The sequence below is a fragment of the Armatimonadota bacterium genome (genome assembly GCA_036504095.1).
GTDB lineage: Bacteria > Armatimonadota > DTGP01 > JAKQQT01 > JAKQQT01 > DASXUL01.
This window is the reverse complement of the sequence record DASXVS010000046.1, coordinates 63,170-84,827: the sequence shown is the minus strand read 5'-3', so window position 1 is coordinate 84,827 and position 21,658 is coordinate 63,170. Positions and strand designations below refer to the sequence as shown.

Here is a 21,658-nt window from a genome sequence, read left to right as displayed (position 1 = left end):
TGAATTGATGAATGACATTACTGCTTCGGCCCGTAGCCTGGCGCGGCGCCTCATCACGCTCGAATCCCCCTCGGAGGATGGCTCTGAACCAGCGTTCGGCCCAGCCCTGCGCGCGGTCGAAAAGCTGCGCCGACCTCTGACGCGGCTCTCTGGAACCGCGGGCTACCGGTCCCTCGTAATGCGCGCTCTGGCACTGTCAAGCGCGTACACGCCTTGGCTCACACCTCTGCGAATCGAGCCCGACGGCTCCATTCAGTGGGCTGGCGAAGCCCTCTATTCCGACACATCGGACGGGGCCGAGGAGGGTGGACTCGCGCTCGTTTCGGAGCTGGTTGCCCTCCTCATCACCTTTATCGGGGAAGGGATTACCCTCCAGTTGGTGCGATCTGCGTGGCCGGACGCAAGTCCGGGTATCACTGGTTTCGAAGAGAAGGAGGCTCCGCGATGACGGCACACGAGGGACAACCGACGGTAACCATCCGAAGAATGCCCACCGGGGTTCCGGGCCTGGATGACGTGCTGGGGGGAGGGCTGCCGGAATACTCTTTCAACATCATCGCAGGCGCTCCCGGGAGCGGCAAGACAACGCTGGGGCATCAGTTGGTTTTCGCCAACGCTACCCCGGAGCGGCCCGCTCTCTACTTCTCCGTCCTCGGCGAGTCCGCCATCAAGATGCTGCGCTGTCAGCAGCAATTCTCCTTCTTTGACCTAACCAAGGTAGACAACTGCATCCGCTTCATCAATCTCAGCGAGGTGGTCCTCGAACATGACCTCGGGGCCGTGCTGGAAACGATTCTCAGTGAGGTCGAAGCCGCCAACCCGGCCATCGTCGTTGTGGATTCCTTCCGAACCGTCATACGGAAGGCTGTCGGCGTCAACAGCGAACTCGAACTGCAGGGCTTCGTCCAGCGCCTCGCGCTCCATCTGACCAGTTGGCAGGCCACCACTTTCCTGATCGGCGAGTACGGTGAGGGCGAGATGCGCGACAACCCCGTATTCACTGTGGCGGACGGCCTCTTCTGGCTTTCGCAGAACGTGGAACGAAACTCCATCGTGCGAAAGCTTCAGATCATGAAGATGAGAGGCCAGTATACGGTGCCCGGCCTGCACACGTACCGGATAACCGCGGACGGGCTGCAGGTCTTCCCCCGCAACTTCGGTCTCTCGGAAGGAAGGGCCAAGAACAATCCCTCACGGCGCCTTTCCACGGGCAACGCGGAGCTGGATAAGATGACCGCGGGAGGTATCCCCAGAGGGGATAGTATCCTCATTGCGGGCGCATCGGGCACGGGAAAATCGCTGGTGGCCACCCAGTTCATCGCGGAGGGCCTGCGCCAGGGCGAAGCCGGGCTCGTGCTGGTCTTTGAGGAACGCCCTTCGGATTACGCTGGCAGGGCCGAGACCTTTGGGCTGCCTCTGGAGGCGGCGGTCGCGGATGGCAAACTGGATATCCTGTACCTGCGCCCCCTGGACCTGTCGGTCGATGAAACCATGCAGGAGATCTTCGCGGCCGTGAAGAGGATCGACGCGAAGCGCGTTGTCATCGATTCGCTTGCCGGGTTCGAGATGGCGCTGGCCCCCGGATTCCGGCAGGATTTCCGGGAGTCGCTCTACCGCATGATCACGGCGATGGCGGGCATCGGCGTCACGATCCTGAGCACGGTGGAGGTCCCCGAAGTCTTCACCGAGTTCCAGTTCAGCTCCTACGCAATATCCTTCCTGACCGACGACATCATCCGCCTCCGATACGTGGAAATCGACGGCGAACTCCGGAGGATGCTCGTGGTCGTGAAGATGCGAGGCGGAAACCACAGCAAGGAAATCCGCGAGTACGAAATCACGTCGGAAGGGATCGTCATCGGCAAGCGCCTGGCGGGCTATCGAGGCCTGATAACCGGCGTCCCGGAGCGAACGTAGCCCCAGCGAAATTGGGTAATGGGGAAATGAGAAAATGCTCCGGCCCATTTCCTCATTACCCCATTTCCTCATTACCCCGTCACCCCATTTCCCCATTTCCCCGTCACCCCATCGCGCCGGTTTGCCATCCGCCCCTTATGCCGTTTATACTGAAGCGCGCTGGCCCTTATGGGCCGACGCATTTACAGGAGAGCGTAATGCCCAAGAACAAGATGAAATCGAACCGGCGCGCCGCAAAGACTTTCAAGATCACCGGCACCGGCAAACTCACCCACCTGTCCAGCAATAACGCCCATAAGGCCGTTAAGCGCCGCCAGAGCCGCAATCGCCGGCTTGAGATTGAAGCGGTTGTGACAGGCAAGACAGCCAAGCGCATCGCGCTGCTGCTGCCCGGCAAGTTTTAGTCGGCATCCAGCATTCAGCATCCGGCATTCAGGCGGTCCTCAGGACCTGAATGCTGGATGCCGAATGCTGAATGCTGACCTTCCCCCCGGACATACGCCCGAAAGGGTTGGTCTCCGTGGATTCAAGAGGAAAATGACACATGGCAAGAGTTAAGCGCGGGCAGATGACCCGCAAGCGGCACAATAACGTCCTTGAGCAAGCCAAGGGCTACAGGATGTCGCATCATTCGCAGTTCAAGCAGGCGAAGGAAGCCGTACAGCACGCGTTGCAGTACGCTTACCGTGACCGCCGCGTCCGCAAGCGCGAGTTCCGCGCCCTCTGGATCGCGCGAATCAACGCCGCCTGCCGCCTGAACGGCGTTACGTACAGCGTGTTTATGGCCCAGCTCTCCAACAGCGGCATCGAACTGGACCGCAAGGTCCTGGCCGATATGGCCGTGAGGGACGCCGCCGGCTTTACGGCACTCGTCCAATCCGTTCGCCCGCAGTAAGACGCGCACAACCTGTTTGATTCCGTAGCCGCCTTCTGTGGACAATGACACAGAAGGCGACTCCTTTTTGGGGCTGCGAGTTCCTGGTTCCGAGTTCCGAGATGGACTCGGAACTCGAAACTCGGAACTCGAAACTCAACTCCCGAACATGAATATCGATCAACTCTTACAAGATGCGCGGACCAGAGTCTCCGCCGCGGGCGTCAGCGCCGAACTCGACGCGCTGGACACGGAACTCCTGGGCCGCAAGGGCTCCATCACCGCTCTGCGCCGCACCCTCGGGCAGGCCGCCCCGGAAGACCGCCCGCGTCTCGGCCAGGCGATCAATGACGCCGCCGAAGCCGTGGAAGCCCTCATCGCCACCCGCCGCGCCGAACTGGTTTCCGGCGAGAGCGCCAGGCGCCTGGAAGCGGAACGGCTGGACGTCACCATGCCCGGCGCGCCCGCCCGCCTGGGGCGCACACACCCGCTCACCGCAACCCTCAACCGCGTGCAGGACATATTCGCCGGCCTCGGCTTCGAGTTCCTCGACAACCCGGACCTCGAAGACGTGAAATACAATTTCGGCGCGCTGAACTACCCGGAAGACCACCCGGCCATGGACGAGCAGATGTCGTTCTTCCTGGAGGGCTTCAACGGCAAATACATGCTGCGCACCCAGACCACGGCATTCCAGGGCCGGATACTCGAGAGGCGAAAGCCGCCGTTCCGCCTGGCCACCATCGGCCGGTGCTACCGATACGAAGCCGTTGATGCCACGCACGGGCACACGTTCCATCAGGTGGACTGCTTCGCCGTGGGCGAGGGGATCAATATGGCCGATCTCCGCGGCACACTGCAGGCGTTCGTGAACCGGATGTTCGGCGAAGGAGTCACCGTGCGCTTCCGCCCGGACTTCTTCCCGTTCGTCGAACCCGGCGCCGAAATCGCCATCTCATGGGAGTCGGAGGGTGAAACCCGCTACCTGGAACTCGGTGGCGCCGGACTCGTGCACCCGAACATCCTGGAGAGCTTCAGCATCGACAGCGAGAAGTACACCGGATTCGCATTTGGCCTCGGCATCGAGCGCATGCCGATGATTCAGTACAACATCCCGGACCTGCGCCTCTTCTGGGAGAACGACCTGCGCTTCCTGGAACAATTTTAGGGTTGCGGGTATAGGGTCTCGGGTCTAGCAAAGGCACTCGAACCCTGCACCCTGGACCCAACACCCTAGACCTTGACTATGAAATATCCTACCCATTGGGTTCTTGAATATGCGCCCGCACCGTGGTCCGCCGAGGAATTGGCGGAACGCCTCACAATGAGCGGGTCGGAAGTTGAGCACATGCGCGACGGCGTGATGGAGGTGAAGGTCACCCCCAACCGCGGCGACACGCTCAGTATGATCGGCCTCGCGCGCGAGGTTAGCGCGCTCTCCGGCGTCGCCATGCAGTATCCGGATCTATCTGTGCCCGAATGGGGACCGGATGTGAACACGCTGGCCCGGGTGGACATCGAAGCGCCGGACCTTTGCCCGCGTTACGCCGCCCGTGTGGTGCGCAACGTGAAGATCGGCCCGTCGCCCGAGTGGCTGGCGAACCGCATCGAAGCAGCCGGCTTGCGCAGCATCAGCAACGTCGTCGATGTCACCAACTACGTGATGCTCGAGTTCGGACAGCCGCTTCACGCCTTCGATTATGCCCTCCTCCAGGACCATCGCATCATCGTCCGCCGCGCGCTGCCGGGCGAAACGATCACCACGATCGATGGCGTGGAGCGGGCGCTGGGACCGGACATGCTGGTCATCGCGGATGCGAAACACGCCGTCGCCGTCGCCGGCGTGATGGGCGGCTCCGACTCCGAGATTTCAGACACCACCACCGACGTGCTCCTGGAGTCCGCCTGCTTCGATGCCCTCTCCGTGCGACGGACCGCCAAGGGCCTCGGCATGAGCACCGACGCCAGCTACCGTTTCGAGCGGGGAGTGGATCCGAATGGCGTTGCCAGGGCGATCGACCGCGCCGCGATGCTGCTGGCCGAACTCGCCGGCGGTGAAGTGGCCAAAGGGGTGGTGGACGTCTATCCCGTTCCGGTTGAGCCCTGGACGCTTACCCTGCGCCCGGCGCGCTGTAACGCCCTGCTCGGCACGGAATTCACCACCGGCCAGATGGTCGACGCCCTCGCCGCGCTCAACATGGCGCCGGCTGGCGCCGACCCAATCTCGGTCACCGTTCCCACATACCGCCCGGACATCCACCGCGAAGACGATCTGGCCGAGGAAGTCTGCCGTATGGTGGGGTACGACTTCATCCCGGCGACGGCCGTGCGCGGCGAGCATCTCAACGGCGGCATCAGCGCCTGGGAGCGATTCCGACGCAGCGTCCACGAAACTGCATTGGCCTGCGACTGGCAGGAAGCCGTCACATCCACCCTCGTGGACGAGGCGACGGTGAACGCGCTCGGGTTCACCGCCACTGCCCGCCTGAGCAATCCGCTTTCGCGTGAGGTGAACGTCGTCCGCCCCAGCCTCTTGCCCGGACTGGTGGACACCGTCCGCCGCAATCTGCGGCAGGGGAGGGGAGACCTTGGTTTCTTCGAGGTCGGCCGCACGTACTACGTGAAGGACAACGCTCCCGGAGAGGACTGGAAATGGGCCGCCGCCGTTCTAGGCCCGCCCGTGACAGCGTCGTGGACCGGGACCGCCGCTCCCGCCGATTTCTATACCCTCAAGGGCGCTCTGGACGCCGCCCTGGCCCGCCTCGGCGCGCCTGCGGCGGTCTACGAGCCCTGCGAGCAGATCGGATTCCACCCCGGCCGTTGCGCCGCCATTTCGCTGAACGGCCGTCCGTTCGGCATCATCGGCGAAGTGCACCCGGACGCCGCCGGTAAGTGGGACATTACCGGCAGGCTCATCTTGTTCGAGGTGGACGTAGCAGCCCTCCATCATGCGGCTTCCGCCCGCCGTTTCGAGGCGCTGCCACGCTTCCCAACGGTGGCACGCGATATTTCTTTCGTCGTCAACCGCGACGTTCCGCAGGAGCGGATCGCCGCCGCCATTACCCGTGGCGCCGGAGCGCTGCTGAAGGACCTGACGCTCTTCGACGTCTTCCGCGGCGAGCGCCTCGGCCCGGACGTTCAGAGTATGGCCTACCGCCTCACACTGCGCGCCGACGACCGCACGCTGTCCGACGCCGAAGCCGTCGAAACGATGGATAACGTCCGCGCCGCCCTCGCCGCCGACATCGCCGCCAGCTTCCGCTGATGAAGAAGGAAATGGGGAAACGGGGAAACGAGGAAACGCCCGAAAGCGGCGCCATTTCTTCGTTTCCCCATTTACCCGTTTCCCTATTTCCTCGTTTCCCCATTTCCCCATTTCCTCATTTCCTCATTTCCTCGTTTCCTCTTCTCGTCGCCGCCTTCCTCCGCCTGCAGGGCCTCTCGTGGGGCCTTCCGTGTGCGCGGCACTGGTTCTCCTATCACCCGGATGAATCGCTCGTCCTCCGCGCCGCCGCGAACGTGAACCTCTTCGCCGGCCACCTGGACCCCGGCTTCTACAACTACGGCAGCTTCCTTATCTACTGCGTGAGCGTGGTCACGCAGATCCTGGATTCATGGTCGCCCCTGAAAACCCTGCCCAGCGAAATGGCGCGGATGACCCTGGTTGGCCGCTGGGAGGTAGCGTTCTTCGGGATCGCGACCGTCTATGTCGTCTACCTGATCGGCAATCGCATTGCCGGGCGCCGGGCCGGATTCCTGGCCGCGACGATCATGGCCGTCCTGCCGATGCACGCCGTGCACAGCCACTTCGTCACGGTGGACGTCCCCGCCACGTTCTGGGTGGCCGTCGCGCTCTACAACGCCCTTCGTTATCCCGAAGGCCGGCGGGCGGCACTCTGGTGCGGAATCGCCGCCGGCATCGCCGCCGGTACGAAATACAACGCCGCCCTCGTCCTCCTTGCGGGTTGGGCCGCAATAGCCCTTAGCCGTGGCGCCGATCGACGTGGCGCCGGCCTCCGTGCCAGCGAAGCGTTCGTCGCCGGAAAGGGCAGGCGAATTGCGGATTGGGTCATCATGACGGCCGCCACTGTGACCGCCTTCCTCATCACCACGCCGGGCATCCTCATCGCGCAATCTGCGTTTCTCCGCGATTTCGGCTACGAGGCCAATCACGTCCGCACCGGGCACGGCCTGGTTTTCGTAAACACAGGCCCCGGCTGGTGGTATCACCTGTCAACCAACCTCTGGCAGGGCATCGGCGCATTCCTGCTCCTGGCCGTCGTGATAGCTTTCGGGGTCTACGCCGCGTCGCCGCGTCGCCCCCTCTTCCCCTCATACGTTCATCGTTCATCGTTCATCGTTCATCGTTTCGGTCCGCTCGCCGCCTTCGCTCTCCCCTATTTCGCACTCATCAGCCTCGCCGCCGTCCGATTCCAGCGCTACGATATGCCGCTCCTGCCGGTCCTGGCGGTCGCCGCCGGGTGTTTGTTCGCCCGTTTGAGGGGACGTTGGCTCGCTCTGCCCGCCGCCGCGATCGTCGCGACCTTCGTGCTGGCCCAGGGCGCCGTTTCCACGATGTCTTCGCCGGGCGGCGACCTGCTGGAAACCGGCCAGCCCTTCCGGGGCGATCCGCGCGACGCCGTCAATGACTGGTTCGTCCGAATGGCGCCTCCGGGCGCCACCATAGGGCTCACGCGCGAGCCGTGGTTTTTCTCGCCGCCGTTCAGCGCCGCGAACGGCGGTCCGCAGACGGTGGGAATGTTCCGCCGTGAGACGGGCCGAAGGTTCAACCTTCAGATTCTGGGGCCCAACGACTCGGATTTCAGCCCGCGTCCGGACTTTGTGGTCATCAGCGACTACGAATACGGCGATGCCCTCCGGCTTCAGGGCGTTCCCGTGCCGGAGCGCGCCGCGCATTTCCGGCGCGTGCCGCTGAAAGAAGGCGTCCCGGAGGAGGCAGCGCGTATTACGCGTCTCTGGAACACGCTCGTGACCGACTATGAACTGGTAGGCGTCTGGAGCCCGCGGCAGACCGCCTTGGGCATTTCGTGGCCGAAAAGGACCCTTCCCCCCCACGACTCCTTCTACTCCTACCCCACCATCATCGTCTTCCGCCGCGCAACCATGCCCCCGCAACACTAGTGCGTCCTCCAGTGAACGGGTAATTGAGTCACCGTTCGAAGCACGTCTGTGCATCCGTTGACTCATTCACCCATTGGCTTGATGCTTCACTAGCATCTCCCGTCCCCCGTCCCCCGTCCTCCATCCCCCATCCCCTCGGTTGTGGTATTATGAGAGAGTGAAAGCCCTTCTGTTAGCCCTCATCGCGCTGGCGCCCTTCGCGGCCCGCGCCCAATCGGTTTCCCTCTTCGATGATTTCTCCGCCCCAGCCCTCGATTCGGCCAAGTGGCAGTTCGCCAATGAAGACGGAACAGCCCTCGCGACGGCCTCGACCGCGGACGCCACGCTGACGGTTAACAGCGTCAACAACCGATCCGGCGCGTACGCAACCAGCCGCATCGGTCTGAAGGGCGCGGTACAGGTGAAGGCGATGGGCTGGTCCGGCACCAACCAGATACTGCAGCTTTGCTCCGCGCCTTCCGGCTTCAGCCACTTCATCGAATACGGCGCCGAACAGAAGGATACCGACGGCACGCCTTTCCTGCACGTCTGGATCGGCGGACAAAACACGTTTAGCGTGCGTTCACCGGTCACCGGGCCGTCGACGCCCTCGAACCCCACGCTGATGCGTATCGAACGCGACGGGACGACCTATCGGTTCTTCGCGAATTCCACCCTTATCTACACGGCCGCGACCGATGCGCTGGACAACGATCCGCGGGTGATGTTGTACGGCTGGCAAACGAGTGTTGGCCATTGGGACGATTTCGCGATGAGCGGCCCGGCCGCTGCTCTGACAACCCCCTCGCAGAACGGCCTCGTCGGCGGCGGCACGGACGTCGTCGGCTCCACCGGTCCCACAACGGCCTCCTGGAAGCTTGAGGTCGGCTACGGCGCCTCGCCGCAGACGTGGATTCCGCTCGCCACGGGCAGCGGGCCGGCATCCGGCACGCTTGCCCATTGGACGCCGGATTCCGGTACCCCGCCGGGAACGCTCGTTTTCCGCCTGAGCGCCACCGATGCAGCCGGCATGACCCGTTCAGCCTGGAATCCTGTCACGATGCTTCGCTTCGCTCTCGCGGAGCCCTTCGAGGGTCAGCGCGTGGGTCCGTCATTCCCGGTACTGCTCGCGGGAGACGGCACGGGGGTGCAGTCGATCGCTTTTCAGGATAACGGGGTCACCTTCGCAACGGTGAGCGGACGCCTCAACGCCCGCTGCGTTCCAGCGCCCGGGTCGGATGGCCCGCACGTCATCAGCGCGTTGGTGATGACAACCACCGGCGCCACGGTTCCGTCCACGCCCGTCAACGTCACCGTTCAGCGCGACCTTTACGGCTCAAACGCCCGCGTGGCCGACGATGGCCCCGCCTTCGTGATGCCGAACGGCCAGACAACCGTGCTCATCGGCGAAAACGACGGCACGATGTGGCCCGGTTGCTGGGACCTCTGGCAGAACAACAACCTGGCGGCCACCGAGTCCTACGTCGCGGGACTCGCCGCCAGCGGCGTGAACTGCATGCGCATTATGCTGGAGGACGGCGGCGGCCCGGCCGGCTATATCGAAAACCCGCTGGGAAGCTTCAACAACGCCCGGGACATCAACTTCTGGGACCAGTTCCTGCCGATGTGTTCCGCGCACAATATGACCGTCCTGCTTACGCCGTGGGATACGTTCTGGATGAACCGGAACTGGAGCACCAACCCCTACAACTCGGCGAACGGCGGACCGTGCGTAGCCCGGCGCGATTTCATTGTCAGTCCGGTCGCCCGTGCCGCCCAAAAAGCGCGGTTCAAATATCTGATCGACCGCTGGGGCAACAGCAGCGCGATCTTCGCTTACGATCTCTTGAACGAGTTCGATATCTGGTGGGACGCGTCCGACGCGGAACGCAAGGCGTGGGTTGACGATATGGCCCAGTACGTTCAGGACTACGAGTTCCAGAAGTGGGGCCACCGCCACATGGTGACGGTTTCGACCGCCGCCGCACAGCCCGGAGGCATCATCGGCGACGTCCAGTACCGGCACCCGCGCTTCGAGTTCTCGAACACGCACCAGTATTACGACGGCACCGTCAACAACCCTCAAAACATCATCGACCCCATCATCAGCGTCAACGGTGGGGTGAAGTACAGCCTGGAGTATATCCAGGACGGGCGGCCCTATTTCGATTCGGAGAGCGGGCCGATCGCCAACTGGCCCCTGGACCAGACCTTCGACAACCAGTATTACCACCACATGGCCTGGGCGCACTTCGCCAGCGGTGGAACCGGCATCGGACAGCGCTGGCCCTATCGCAACCCGCACTACCTCACGCCCGGCATGCACGCCACGCAGAAAGCCGTCTCGATCGTCGCCGCGGACATCGACTGGACCACGATCAACACCGCGAACGCGGACAACCGCGTGAGCAGCAACCACCCGGAACTGATCCTCATGGCCTGCGGCGACACTCAACACGCGGTGATCTGGCTGACCGAAGACGTACGGCAGGCGGCGGCGTATTCCATATCCGGCGCCACCCTCACCTTCACGGGGCTCGCTCCCGGCCGCTACTGTGTCTCCTGCTGGAATCCCAACACCGGGGGCCTGCTGAAACAGGCCGCGCCTCCCGTTGTGAATGGCGCCGTCTCCATCACCCTGCCGACGATCGCCCTCGACATGGCCGTGACCATCCGCCTCCCGCACAAGGGCGATGTAACGGGAGACGGGCTCGTCAACATGGCAGACGTGGTCCGGGCCATGCGTTTCATCGCGGGGATGTCACGCGCTTCGGTGGATCAGGGGCTCAACGGCGACATCGACGGGAACGGATCGATCGACGTGGCCGACGCCGTGCGCATCTGCCAGTCCGTCAACGGCCTCAACCCGCTCTGATCCGGGGCGCGAAGGCGGCCTTCGTGCGGTTCGCAGCCCGCCGCCTCCTGCCTTCTACCCAAACGCTCCCGCGGTCGCCCTTTTCTGCGGCCGTTCCCGAGCCTTCAGCGCGCGGTAGCCGGAGGCCCGGAACGCCGCAATCGGCTCGATGGCGCCGCCGCTTCGGAGCCTGGCCTCGGCGCAAAGGGCGCGTACGTCGGTCTCGAACGCGTCCTTGAGCGTATTTTCCGCCATCACCACGTCGTTGGCGTCCTGGTATCCGTTCAGTGCCGCGCGGTCGATCAGCAGGGCCTTCGCGAACGACGACTGGATGTTCACGATGCTCTGCAGCAGGTCCTCCAGCGGGTCCTTGAGGTTGTGGCTTTGGTCGATCATGTAACCCGGATCGAAGCCGGGCACCTTCTCGGCTTCGGCGTCCACCAGTTCGTTGAATACGAGGAACAACTGGTATGGCTTGATGGAGCCGGTCGTCAGGTCGTCGTCGGCGTACTTGCTGTCGTTGAAGTGGAAACCGCCGAGCTTGCCGGCGCTGATGAGGCGCGCCACCACCTGCTCGATATTCGTGTTCGGCACGTGGTGGCCGAGGTCCACGAGGCACGACGCCTGCGGGCCGAGCGCGGTCGCGATGAGGTAGGATGTGCCCCAGTCGCTGACCACGGTGCTGTAAAAGGCGGGCTCGAACGGTTTGTGCTCGCTCCACAGTTTCCAGTCGGCGGGCAGCGCGGCGTAGATGGCACGGAACGAGTCCAGCGTGCGGTCGAACGATTTGCGCAGGCTCATCTGCCCGGGGTAGGAGCCGCCGTCGCCGATCCAGACGCTCAGGGCCTTCGACCCCAGCGACTGGCCGACCTTGATGACCTCGATATTGTGCGCGATGGCTTGCTCCCGGACCGCCGGGTCCGTATGGCAGAGGCTGCCGAATTTGTAGGACAGCGGCTGGCCGGGTTGGTCCTCGAAAGTGTTGGAGTTCACCGCATCGAAGCCGATTCCCAACTCCGCGGCCTGTTGGCGCACCGCGGCGGGATCGTTCGTCGTATCCCACGGGATGTGAAGCGAAACGCGGGGTGCGGCGCCGGTGAGGGCGTGCAGAGAGGCGGCATCTTCGAGCTTTTCGGAGAGGTTGCGCGGTTCGCCCTCTCCCGGGAACCGCCCGAAACGGGTTCCGCCGGTCGAAACGCCCCACGAGGGGACCGCCACGCCGAACGCGGCCACGCGGGCCACAATGGCTTCCGGGTCGCGGCCTGTGCGTGCTATTCGTTCCGCCAGGGCCTCCCAGTCGGTGTTATGATGCGCCTGAGCCTTGTGGTTGGATGCTTCTATTGCTGTGTGCCAGTCCATTGCTGTCTCCCTGTCAAGTGTGTAGCCGCCGCGGGCAGCCCGCGCAGCAATTCGACCCATTTGGCTGCTGCCCATATTGAATTCCAGATGGGGTAAGGTAACACTGCCCTTCTTCCAGCCCTTTCAAGGGCTTTGTGGCCGAAGGCCCTCTGCCGGGGGATTCATCCCTCGGGGCGTCGGATTCCCGTGGAGGTTCTCAACTGTCATCAGTCGGTGGGAAGGGATGGTGTCACGCTCCGTCGATATTGTATGGCCCCGTGATGGCGCTATCCTAGCCGTATGGGCTCTGCTGCATTCATCTTTGCGAACGAACGCCACTTGGCCCCGCGCGAGGACGCACTGGCGTGGGACGATGACGCCCGCATCTTTGTGGCCGCCGACGGGGTGACGCGCGATTGGGAGGCCATCCGGCAGGGAGAAGCGCCCTACCCCGACCCGTCGCCGGCAACATCGGCCGCGGACGCGGTCGCCCGATTGGCGCTGCAGGCGGCGCTGTGCGGCGATCCGCTGGACCGCGTTCTGGCCGAGGCCAACGATGGCGTCGCCCGCGTGAATGATGCGCTCGGCATCACCGGCCGGTGCGACTACCTGAAGCACGATTATGCCGGCGCCGTCGCCGCTTTGGCCCGCGTGGACGGCGATACGCTGGATATCGCCTGGATCGGCGATTGCGGCGTCGCGGTGATCCGCGATGGTCGCCTTGCGTACCTCACGCGCGATCAGTTGGACGGCTTGACCGCGTTCCTCGCGAAGAACCCCGCGCCGTTCGATGACGCGCGCCGCGTATATGTCAGGCGCGACCTGCGAAACAAGCCCGATTTCCGGCCGGGTGGGGCGGATGTGACCTACGGCGTCCTCACCGGTGAGCCGGAAGCGATATCATACATCGAAACGGCTTCGATCGTCCTTGAGCCGGGCGACATCGTGGCCACGCATACGGACGGTTTCCGCCCGTATTTCGCGCTGCCGGAGTTCTTCGCCCTTCTCTCGGGCGGCTCGGACCGATGGGAGCGCGAACTGCCTCAATTCACAATGGAACTCGCCGCGCGCGACGCCGGATGCGGCCGCGAGCGCTCGATACTGCTATATCAGCACAAAGGAAAACAGAAATGAACCCCCGCCCCGTTGTTGATACCTCCCGGAGCCCCCACGCGAAACTGACCCAGGTCTCGCCGGCCTGCGTACGCCTGAGCGACCCATTCTGGGAGCCCCGGATGGCGCTCAATCGCACGAAGACCTTGTTCGGCCAGTACGAGCAGATCGAGAAAACGGGGCGCCTCGACAACTTCCGTCGCGCTTCCGGCCGGAAAACGGGCATCGATTTCGAGGGCATCTACTTCAACGACTCCGACGTCTACAAATGGCTGGAAGCCGCCGCGTGGTCGCTCGGCACCCACCCGGATCCCGACCTTCAGCGCATCGTGGACCTCGCCGCCGCTGAGATCGAGGCCGCCCAGCAGCCGGACGGCTACCTGGATACCTACTTCATGTTCGAGAGGGAGGCGGAGCGCTGGACGAACCTGAAGGATCTGCACGAGATGTACTGCGCCGGCCACTTCATCCAGGCCGCCGTGGCGCACAAACGGGCGACCGGTGACGACCGCCTGCTGAACGTCGTCATCCGCCTGGCAGACCACATCCTGGACACGTTCGGTCCGGACAAGCGGGCCGGCGCGTGCGGCCATCAGGAAATCGAAATGGCGATGGTTGAGTTGTACCGCGTCACCGGCGACGAGCGGTACCTGCGACAGGCCGAGTTCTTCATCAGCGTGCGCGGCCGCAAACCGGCGGTGCTGGGCGGGAGCCCGTATCTTCAGGATCACGCCCCGTACGCCTCGCTCGACGAAAACGTGGGCCACGCGGTGCGGATGCTCTATATGAACGCGGGCGTGGCGGACATCGTGCTGGAAACCGGCAGTCCCGCGCTCCTGGAAGCGCAGAACCGGCTGTGGGACGACCTGACGCAGCGCAAGATGTACATCACCGGTGGCGCCGGAGCGCGCTACGACGGTGAGGCGTTCGGCGACGCCTATGAATTGCCGAGCCGCGCCTACGCCGAGACCTGCGCCTCGATCGCGCTCGTCATGTGGGCCGCGAGGTTCCTCGCGCTGACAGCGGACGCGAAATACGCCGATGTGCTGGAGCGCGCGCTGTACAACGGCGTCCTCAGCGGCCTGAGCCTCGCGGGCGATTCGTATTTCTACGAGAACCCCCTCGCGGACCGTGGAACGCACCGCCGCAGCGAGTGGTTCGGCTGCGCGTGCTGCCCGCCGAACGTGGCCCGCCTCCTCGCCGAACTGCCCGGCTACCTTTTCAGCACGTCCGCAGGCGGCCTCTACGTCAACCTCTATGCGGAAGGCAGCCTGAATGCGGAGATCGATGGCGCTCCCGTTACAGTGAATACGCGCACGCGCTACCCGTGGGACGGAGCCGTGGAGATGAAACTCGGGCTGGATGCGCCCGCCGCGTTCAGCATTTTCCTGCGTATCCCGGATTGGTGCGAGGGAGCAAGCCTGGTCGTGAACGGCCAACCGACGGATGCGGCCCTCATTCCCGGCGGCTACGCCGAGGTGGCCAGAACGTGGTCGGACGGTGACGTGATCGCCCTGTACCTGCCGATGGATGCGCGCGTTTGGGAGGCCCACCCGCACGTGGAGGCGGATACCAACCGCGTGGCCATCACGCGCGGGCCGCTGGTCTACTGCCTGGAAGCCGTCGACAACCCCGGCTTCGATGTCTGGGACGTGGTCATATCGCCGGAGACGGAATGGAACACGGCATTCCGCGCCGACCTGCTGAACAGCGTCGTAACGCTCAGCGCCAACGCCGCCGCCATCGACCGTTCCACGTGGGAAGGTGCGCTCTACCGCCCGGCGGGTGGCCCGCTGCCAACAAAACCCGCCCGCGTCACCGCGATTCCATACTACGCCTGGGCCAACCGCGAAGCCGGACCGATGACCGTCTGGCTCAGGCGCGCCTGACGATATAAGCTCAATCAGAGGTATCCCGAGCGAGAACCAGATACGTACCGACCAGGAATAACGGGAAGGCCGCCCGCGTCCGTCGTCCGCGGGGCGATTGGCCGAACGCCCTTCAGACCGGTACTTCAGTGCCGCGTCGGTTTCCGCCTGCGCGGTTCATTCAAACGCCCGGTACATCTTTGACAGCATAATGAGCCCGGCGATGGCCGCGGGAAGCAATATGGCTGCCATCACGCACCCACAGCACATGGAGGCGGGCGTCGAGTAGCCGTACCGATGCCTGCCGAACAGGACCGACCTAAAGGCCGCGGCCACCATCGCCACGGCAAACAGAGGTATATAGAACAGTAGCGGACCGCTCATATTACCCGTCCCTTCGGCGCGCCTGGCCGGCTGAGGATCCGGCCGGACATCCTTCGTTACGTCTGATTGCCTGATAAGGTTACCTTCGATGAATACGGACCAGCGAATCAAGGCGAAATGCCTCGAACTGGGCTTTTCCGCGGCACGGATCGCTCGGGTAGAGGAGGCCGCCCACGCGCGCGAGTACGCGGATTGGCTGGAAGAGGGTCGCCACGGCGAAATGGCCTACATGGGGAAGGACCCTGAACGGCGTGAGGACCCGTCACGGTTGTTCCCCGGCGCGTTGTCTGCCGTGGTGGTCGCCATGCCCCAACCGGTCGGGCCGCCCGGCCCGATCAGCCGTTACGCGCGGTCCGAGGACTACCACGACGCGATGTGGGCGCGCCTGAACGCCCTTCTGGCCTTCGTCAAGACGCTGCATCCCGGCGCCAACGGCCGCGGATATGTGGATACCGCGCCGATCCTGGAGCGCGACCTCGCAGCGGCAGGCGGGCTGGGCTGGATCGGCAAGAACACGTGCCTCATCACCCCGGGCGTGGGCTCGTTCTACTTCCTCGGCGAGCTGCTGCTGGACGTTGAGCTGGAGCCGGATCCGCCGATCGGGCAGCATTGCGGATCGTGCCGGAGGTGCCTGGACGCGTGCCCTACAGGGGCGTTCGTGGGGCCGTACGTACTCGATGCGCGCCGGTGCATCTCCTACCTGACGATCGAGTTGAAAGGCTCCATCCCCGAGGAACTCCGTCCGCTCATCGGCAATATGGTGTTCGGGTGCGATATCTGCCAGGACGTCTGCCCCCACAACAAATGGGCTCCTGCCGCATCGCCGCTCCAGGCGCGGCACGACCTCGATGCCCCGGATCTCATCGATTTCCTGTCCATGGATGAGGCAGCCTTCCGCGAGCGTTTCCGGGGGACACCCATCCTTCGCGCGAAGCGTCGGGGGTTCCTCCGGAATGTCTGCGTGGCGCTTGGCAATCTGCGAGATGTTCGGGCCGTCCCCGCGCTGGAACGCGCGAAGAGCGACCCGGAGCCCCTGGTCCGCGAACACGCCGCCTGGGCGCTGCATTGCATCGCCGGCCGCTGAAAACGCCAATATACTTGAAATACTGGACTCGCGAGCCCCTCAACCAGGGCTCGTCGCCATCCGCCAGACGCCGGGGCGCCGCCGTGCGATGCCCCGGGTCCTGTCCGAAAGGGACCATCATCTATGAGACGTTTCTCACAACTGTGGGTGCTGCCGGTACTGATCCTCACACCGGCGTTCGCGCGTTCGGTTCCGAAACCCGATCCGAACGTTCCGAAGGTTGCCTATACCTCCTACACGCTTCCCAACGGCCTTCGCGTGTTTTTCTCCCGCGACACGACCGCCCCGGTCGTGTCGGTGAACCTCGTTTACAACGTTGGCTCGTTCGTCGAGCCGCCCGGCCGCACCGGGTTCGCCCATCTGTTCGAGCACATGATGTTCCAGGGGTCGAAGAACGTTGGCAAAGGCGAACACACGCAGCTCGTCATCGACAACGGCGGAACGATGAACGGCGGAACGTCGTTCGACTTCACCGTCTACTATGAGACCGTCCCGGCCAACCAGTTGGAGCTCGCCCTGTTCCTCGAAGCCGACCGAATGGGCACGCTGGACGTCAGCCAGGTCAACCTCGATAACCAGCGCGCGGTTGTGAAGGAAGAACGCCGCATGCGCTATGAGAACCAACCGTACGGCACCATCGGCGAGCACCTCCAGGATCTCGCGTACATAAAATCCCCGTACAAACACGTCCCCATCGGCTCCATGGACGATCTGAACAGGGCCGACCTGGCCTACGTGCGCCGGTTCTTCCACACGTTCTATGCGCCCAACAATGCTGTGTTGTGTGTCGCCGGCGACTTCGATCCCGCCCGCGCGAAAGCCCTTATCGCGAAGTACTACGGCAGGATCAAGCGCGGCCCGAAGCCCGTTCTGCCTTCACTGAGCGAACCGCCCCAGAAGGCGGAGCGGCGGGTAGCGTATAAGGACAAGCTCGCGCCGCTCCCCACCTACGTCGCTGGCTACCATATCCCGAACGGGAATGACAAGGACGCGCCCGCCCTGGATATGCTGTCCAGCATACTCTCCGGCGGCAAGTCGGCGCGGCTGTGGCAGTCTCTCGTCGAGAAGCAGCAGGTATGCACTTCGGTCAGCTCGGGCGCCAACGCCGGGCGCGGCCCGGACCTGTTCTCTTTCCGCATGGCCTTCGGCCCCGGCCAGAGCGTGGAGAAGGCCGAAAAAGCCCTCTACGCCGAAATCCAGAAGATTCAGAAGGACGGGGTGACCCACGAAGAGATGCAGACCGCGCGCACCCAGGCCCTGCAGTCCTCCATCGAAGGGCGCCGGACGTCTCTGGGCCGCGCGATGGCGATCGGGATAAGCGCCGTTGTCTACGGTGATCCGAACCGCGTCAACACCGAATTGTCCCGCTTCTACGCGGTGACCGCGGCGGATGTGAAGCGAGTGGCCCGCAAATACCTCGTCAGTACTAACCGAAGCGTGGTCATCGCGGAGGCGGGCGCCGCCAGGGGGGGTGCTCAATGAAACACACAATTCTGAAATCGGCGCTTGCCGCCTTTCTGTTGGTTCCGGTTGGCGCTGCGTTCGCCCAGGGCGATACGGCCGCGGCGCCGGCCGCCAAGGTCGAATACAAGAACCGTGCGCCCGTCGCCAAGACCACCCTGCGCGTGCGCTTCCCGCGTCCGAAGCATTACATCCTGCCGAACGGCCTCCGGCTGCTCGTGCTGGAAAACCACAAACTGCCGACGATCTCGATAAGCATGAGCATACTGGCGGGATCGTTCTTCGAGCCCGCCGAGAAGACCGGCCTCGCTTCGATGACGGCCAACATGCTGGATGAGGGCACGAAGACCCGGACTTCGGAAGGGATCGCCGCGGCGGTGGACCGCCTCGGCGGCTCGCTGAGCGCTTCCGCGGATCAGGGCGGCGAGCGGGCAGGCGTGTCGTCGTCTGGCCTCTCCAGGGACACCGATGCCTTGCTGGCCCTCATGCGCGACATCGTGCGCAATCCGACCTTCCCCCAGAGCCAGTTCGTCAAGATCCAGCGCCGCACCGTGGCCGGCCTCGAGCGGGCCCAGACCGATCCGGGGACGCTCGCCGATGTCCAGATGATGAAGGCCGTCTATGGTGATACGCCGCCGGCCCGCGTTCTGCCGACCGTGGACCAGGTCAAGGCGCTCACCACCGCCGACCTTACCGCGTTCCACGCCGCCTACTATCGCCCGGACCGCACCATCGTGGCCGTGGTTGGCGACGTGAAGGCCGACGTCATGGCCGCGAAGATCAAGAAGGCGTTCGGCGACTGGAAGAAGGGTACTGAGCCCCTGAAGGCCGGCCTGCCCGCGTACGCTCCACAGACGAAGCAGCGTATTTTCGTCGTGGACCGACCGGGTTCCGTTCAGACCGCCATCCGGCTTGGCAACCTCGCTATCACGCGCAAGAGCCCGGATTACGTGCCTTTCGCCGTGATGAACCGCATCCTCGGCGGAGGCAGCAGCATCACCTCGCGCCTCGGCCAGAACATCCGCGAAGCGCACGGCTATACGTACGACGTCCGGAGCACTCTGGACGCGCCCCGCTACCTGGGCTATTGGGGCGCTCAGACCGACGTCCGCAACGCCGTCACGCAGGATACCGTGAAGCAGTTCCTGTATGAGTTCGACAGGATCGTCAAGCAGCCGGTTTCCACGCGGGAACTGGCCAACGCCAAGCGCGGCATGATCGGCAGTTTCGCGCGGGCGCTGGAATCGCCCGAGACGATCCTCGGCAGGGCGCTGGATCTGGTCGAGTTCGGCCTGCCGGCGGATTACTGGGACAAATACCCGGCCGCGATAGACAAGGTAACGAAGGGCGATGTCCAGAGGGTCGCGGCGAAGTATATCCGCAACCTGCAAATCGTGGCGGTCGGCGAAAAGGCGGCCGTCTCCGAAGCGCTGAAACCCTACGGCGAAATCGAAACGCCGTAGAGACCGGCGTAGACTGTGGGCGTTAGACAGTGATTGATCGTTGGGAATGACCGCCGCGATGTCATCCTGAGCGAAGCGAAGGATCTCGACGTAACGTAGAGATCCTTCGCTGATCTGACAATAGCGTCGGATTACGCTCCACCGACTGAAGTCGGCGTCTGTTGAACCCCCAAAGTCCTTACGGACTGCGGATGAACCGGCTTCAGCCGGTTTCGTATAGCAGCCGTTGGCTTCAGCCAATGGGGTAAAGCGCAGCACTTTCATCCTGTGTGGTGCGCGAAGCAAATGAAGTCTGCGCTCAGGATGACAACCCACCAGTCAATATGTACCTTGAGTCGCCGTCGATCCGGCGGCTTCAACCGCGTTCCCCAGGTCGCCGCATCGCGTGCTACCATACTTTCGTGAATCCAACTAATGACAAAGCGTTCAAGGAGTGGGCCGTCGTGGTTCGCGCGCTGGAAGCGGGTGAGAGCATGCTCCTCATCCGCAAGGGCGGCGTGGTGGAGGAAGGCGGCGCGCTGCGCCTGAGCGATCCCGAGTTCTTCTTTTTCCCGAACCACACCCACCAGAGCGGGGACCAGTTGCAGCCTCGGGCGCACGGCTTCCTCGCCGAGAGTGAGGCCGAGCGCCCGGAAGAGGGCACGGTGCGGATCTCCTCCTTTGCCGAAGTCCTGCGCGTTTGGATAGTCACGGACGAGGCAACCCTGGCCTCTCTGGAGTCTGAACACGTCTGGACCACCGAGTGCGTCACGGAGCGCTTCCGGTACAAGCCAACCGATCCACTCTTCGCCATCGCCCTGCGCGTGTACCGGCTTCCCGAGCCCGTTCAGCTGCCATACCTGAGTGCCTACCGCGGTTGTACGTCGTGGGTGACGCTGGATGCGCCGCTTTCCACCGAGGGCGCGATCCCGGTGATCGACGATGCCGCCTGCATGGCCCGCCTGTCCGCTTTAAGCGCTCTCCTGGACAAAATATGAAACCACTCGCCCCTGATGCCCTGTCCGAGCTTATCGACACACGCCGCGATCTTCACGCCCATCCGGAAATCGGCTTCAATGAAGTGCGGACCTCCGGAATTGTGGCCGACCGCCTGCGCGCGCTCGGCATCGACGTGAAAACCGGCGTGGCGAAGACCGGCGTCGTGGGGCTCTTGCGCGGAGCATCTCCCGGCAGCACCGTGATGCTGCGCGCCGACATGGACTGCCTCCCCATCATGGAAGCGAACGACGTGCCGTACAGGTCTCAGAATCCCGGCCTCATGCACGCCTGCGGCCACGACGCGCACACCGCGATCCTCCTTTCCACCGCCCGGGTCCTTGCCGAACGTCGCGAGACGCTCAAGGGCAGCGTCAAGTTCATCTTCCAGCCCGCGGAGGAACACCCGGGCGGCGCGCGCCCGATGATCGAAGAGGGGGTCCTCGAAGAACCGCATGTGGACGCGTGTTTCGGCCTCCACGTCGAGAACGACCTCCCGTGCGGCCAGGTGGGAGTGGTGGACGGGCCGTGTATGGCCAACACCGGTGTGTGGGAGGCCAACATCGTCGGCAAAGGCGGCCACGGCGCCGCGCCGGAATCCACGGTGGATCCGATCGTCGCGGCCGCCCACTGCGTAACCGCGCTGCAGAGCGTCGTCGCGCGGAACGTCGATCCGCTCGATTCAGCGGTGGTAACGGTCGGCATGTTCCATGCGGGCCAGGCTATGAACATCATCCCGGCCAACGCCGTGCTAACCGGCACCATCCGCTCGTATCGCGAAGAGGTCCACACGCTCCTGGAGCGGCGGGTGGAGGAAATCGTCCGCGGCGTGGCCGGCTCCCTCGGCGCGACGGTCGAATGGAGCTATACGCGGGGCTATCCGGCCACCGTCAACGATCCGGCGATGTGCGACCTGGTCCGTTCCGTCGCCGGCGATATCGTCGGGAGTGGAAACGTCCTGAAACCGAATCCCACGATGGGCGGCGAGGATATGGCCTATTACCTCCGCGAACGGCCCGGTTGCTTTTTCTGGCTGGGGAGCCGGGCTGCCGATAAAGACGCGTCCTACCCCGGTCACAACCCTCGCTTCAACATCGTCGAGGACTGCATGCCGATTGGCGTGAACATCCTCGTCGGCGTGGTCGACAAATACCTGGCCGATTACGCTTAGCGCCGTGCGTCGTTGCCAAATCGGCGTCGGAGGCA

17 protein-coding genes are annotated in these 21,658 nt (G+C 64.1%); 15 read left to right on the top strand and 2 right to left on the bottom strand.

Annotation, left to right across the window (positions count from 1 at the left end):
• The first annotated feature begins 7 nt into the window (after positions 1 to 7).
• From VGM51_11160 to VGM51_11125, 8 genes are all read left to right on the top strand, one after another.
• Complete coding sequence (locus VGM51_11160; protein HEY3413595.1) at positions 8 to 448, top strand: hypothetical protein; 441 nt, start codon at positions 8 to 10, stop codon at positions 446 to 448.
• Complete coding sequence (locus VGM51_11155) at positions 445 to 1,917, top strand: ATPase domain-containing protein (GenBank protein ID HEY3413594.1); 1,473 nt, start codon at positions 445 to 447, stop codon at positions 1,915 to 1,917. Before VGM51_11160 ends, VGM51_11155 begins: the two co-directional genes overlap by 4 nt.
• Positions 1,918 to 2,114: 197 nt before the next feature.
• The gene (locus VGM51_11150) at positions 2,115 to 2,321 is read left to right on the top strand and encodes a 50S ribosomal protein L35 (protein HEY3413593.1); all 207 of its coding nucleotides are present in this window, start codon (positions 2,115 to 2,117) and stop codon (positions 2,319 to 2,321) included.
• 140 nt (positions 2,322 to 2,461) lie between these two features.
• The gene (gene rplT, locus VGM51_11145) at positions 2,462 to 2,812 is read left to right on the top strand and encodes a 50S ribosomal protein L20 (GenBank protein HEY3413592.1); all 351 of its coding nucleotides are present in this window, start codon (positions 2,462 to 2,464) and stop codon (positions 2,810 to 2,812) included.
• 148 nt (positions 2,813 to 2,960) lie between these two features.
• Positions 2,961 to 3,959 carry a phenylalanine--tRNA ligase subunit alpha gene (gene pheS / locus VGM51_11140; protein HEY3413591.1) on the top strand — a complete coding sequence of 333 codons (999 nt, stop codon included), beginning with the start codon at positions 2,961 to 2,963 and terminating at the stop codon, positions 3,957 to 3,959.
• A gap of 78 nt (positions 3,960 to 4,037) precedes the next feature.
• The gene (pheT, locus tag VGM51_11135; protein ID HEY3413590.1) at positions 4,038 to 6,056 is read left to right on the top strand and encodes a phenylalanine--tRNA ligase subunit beta; all 2,019 of its coding nucleotides are present in this window, start codon (positions 4,038 to 4,040) and stop codon (positions 6,054 to 6,056) included.
• Between the two features lie 11 nt (positions 6,057 to 6,067).
• The gene (locus tag VGM51_11130) at positions 6,068 to 7,933 is read left to right on the top strand and encodes a glycosyltransferase family 39 protein (protein HEY3413589.1); all 1,866 of its coding nucleotides are present in this window, start codon (positions 6,068 to 6,070) and stop codon (positions 7,931 to 7,933) included.
• 157 nt (positions 7,934 to 8,090) lie between these two features.
• The gene (locus tag VGM51_11125; GenBank protein HEY3413588.1) at positions 8,091 to 10,787 is read left to right on the top strand and encodes a dockerin type I repeat-containing protein; all 2,697 of its coding nucleotides are present in this window, start codon (positions 8,091 to 8,093) and stop codon (positions 10,785 to 10,787) included.
• Positions 10,788 to 10,841: 54 nt separating this feature from the next.
• Here the strand turns inward: VGM51_11125 and VGM51_11120 are convergent, their stop codons facing one another.
• On the bottom strand, positions 10,842 to 12,125 hold the full coding sequence (locus tag VGM51_11120) for a sugar isomerase (protein ID HEY3413587.1): 1,284 nt from the start codon (positions 12,123 to 12,125) through the stop codon (positions 10,842 to 10,844).
• 279 nt (positions 12,126 to 12,404) lie between these two features.
• Here VGM51_11120 and VGM51_11115 point away from each other — a divergent pair, with 279 nt between their 5' ends.
• Both VGM51_11115 and VGM51_11110 read left to right on the top strand, forming a co-directional pair.
• On the top strand, positions 12,405 to 13,238 hold the full coding sequence (locus VGM51_11115) for a hypothetical protein (protein HEY3413586.1): 834 nt from the start codon (positions 12,405 to 12,407) through the stop codon (positions 13,236 to 13,238).
• The gene (locus VGM51_11110) at positions 13,235 to 15,106 is read left to right on the top strand and encodes a beta-L-arabinofuranosidase domain-containing protein (GenBank protein HEY3413585.1); all 1,872 of its coding nucleotides are present in this window, start codon (positions 13,235 to 13,237) and stop codon (positions 15,104 to 15,106) included. The genes VGM51_11115 and VGM51_11110 overlap by 4 nt, the downstream gene beginning before the upstream one ends.
• Before the next feature lie 156 nt (positions 15,107 to 15,262).
• Here the strand turns inward: VGM51_11110 and VGM51_11105 are convergent, their stop codons facing one another.
• On the bottom strand, positions 15,263 to 15,469 hold the full coding sequence (locus VGM51_11105) for a hypothetical protein (GenBank protein HEY3413584.1): 207 nt from the start codon (positions 15,467 to 15,469) through the stop codon (positions 15,263 to 15,265).
• 88 nt (positions 15,470 to 15,557) lie between these two features.
• On the opposite strand from VGM51_11105, the gene queG reads away from it, so the two are divergent.
• From queG to VGM51_11080, 5 genes are all read left to right on the top strand, one after another.
• Positions 15,558 to 16,553 (top strand): tRNA epoxyqueuosine(34) reductase QueG, encoded by a 996-nt coding sequence (gene queG, locus VGM51_11100; GenBank protein HEY3413583.1) that lies wholly within the window; start codon positions 15,558 to 15,560, stop codon positions 16,551 to 16,553.
• 123 nt (positions 16,554 to 16,676) lie between these two features.
• Complete coding sequence (locus VGM51_11095) at positions 16,677 to 18,035, top strand: pitrilysin family protein (protein ID HEY3413582.1); 1,359 nt, start codon at positions 16,677 to 16,679, stop codon at positions 18,033 to 18,035.
• Positions 18,032 to 19,477, top strand: a complete 1,446-nt coding sequence (locus VGM51_11090) for a pitrilysin family protein (protein HEY3413581.1) — start codon at positions 18,032 to 18,034, stop codon at positions 19,475 to 19,477. The genes VGM51_11095 and VGM51_11090 overlap by 4 nt, the downstream gene beginning before the upstream one ends.
• 401 nt (positions 19,478 to 19,878) lie before the next feature.
• Positions 19,879 to 20,454, top strand: coding sequence for a DUF1802 family protein (locus tag VGM51_11085; GenBank protein HEY3413580.1), 576 nt, complete (start codon positions 19,879 to 19,881; stop codon positions 20,452 to 20,454).
• On the top strand, positions 20,451 to 21,623 hold the full coding sequence (locus VGM51_11080) for a M20 family metallopeptidase (GenBank protein ID HEY3413579.1): 1,173 nt from the start codon (positions 20,451 to 20,453) through the stop codon (positions 21,621 to 21,623). Before VGM51_11085 ends, VGM51_11080 begins: the two co-directional genes overlap by 4 nt.
• The last annotated feature ends 35 nt before the right edge of the window (positions 21,624 to 21,658 follow it).